The sequence below is a fragment of the Mesorhizobium sp. M1E.F.Ca.ET.041.01.1.1 genome (assembly GCF_003997355.1).
Classification (GTDB): Bacteria; Pseudomonadota; Alphaproteobacteria; order Rhizobiales; family Rhizobiaceae; genus Mesorhizobium.
Genome location: NZ_RZSL01001109.1, coordinates 1 through 934, shown reverse-complemented (window position 1 = coordinate 934; position 934 = coordinate 1). Strand labels below are relative to the sequence as shown.

Annotated in this window: 2 protein-coding genes; one reads left to right on the top strand and one right to left on the bottom strand. The window is 61.3% G+C overall.

The window, feature by feature from the left end; all coding sequences use genetic code 11:
- Positions 1-226: RidA family protein (locus tag EOA38_RS37735; RefSeq protein WP_145966343.1), on the bottom strand; the 226-nt coding region annotated here is incomplete at its 3' end.
- 138 nt (positions 227-364) lie between these two features.
- Between EOA38_RS37735 and EOA38_RS37730 the strand changes: the two genes are divergently transcribed.
- The coding region (locus tag EOA38_RS37730; RefSeq protein ID WP_127301598.1) for a DUF1849 family protein at positions 365-934 on the top strand (570 nt) is incomplete at its 3' end.

The window sequence follows — 934 nt, the reverse complement described above, 5'->3', positions numbered from 1 at the left end:
CCAATATGTTGATGGCGCAGAATTTCGCGCCTTCCTTGCCGGCGGCGGTGTCGATGTCGCGGCCAAGCAGCCCGGTTACCAGCTTGCCGTCCTTCTGCGGCAGCTGGCCCGCGGTGAACAGCATGTTGCCGGTCCGGCAGTAGGGCACGTAGTTCGCGGCGGGCGCGGCGGCGGCCGGAATGGTGACGCCGAGATCGCTTAGCCGCTTTTCGATTGTTTCGCTCATTGGTTTTCCCTATTGCTGGAAGACGCCGCGTTGGCCGGGCCGAAATTGCTATTTTTGCCTCGCTTCCGCCACGACTTTTTTTAAGCTGGACCATCTTTCCCTGCGGTCTGCCATCGGCCGCGACGATCGGAGCACTTCATGCGCGTGACGCGCCTTTTTCTTTCCGCCGCTCTCCTGTCGACGGCCATCCCGATGGCTCCGGCCTTTGCCGTGCCCGCGCTGCAGGCGCATCGCGCAGTCTACGACCTCACCCTGAACAAGGCGTCCGACCGCTCGGGCATCACCGGCATTTCCGGTCGCATGGTGTATGAGTTCAACGGCTCTCCCTGCGAGGGCTACACGGTGAAGTTTCGCTTCGTCACCCAGATCGTGACCAACGACAACACCAGGCTCACCGACCAGCAGACGACGACGTTCGAGGACGCCGAGGGCAAGACCTTCTCTTTCGTGACGAAGTCCTTCGTCGACCAGAACCTCGACAAGGAGGTCAAGGGAATGGCGACAAGGGAGCCGAAAGGCCTCAAGGTCGACATCGACAAGCCCGAGAAGAACACGCTCGAGCTCGCCGCGACGCAGTTCCCCACCCAGCATCTGGTCGAGCTGATCGGCAAGGCCGAGAGGGGTGAAAACTTCTATCAGACCAATCTGTTCGACGGGTCCGAGGACGCCAACAAGGTGATGACGACCACGGTCGTCGTCGGCAAGAAG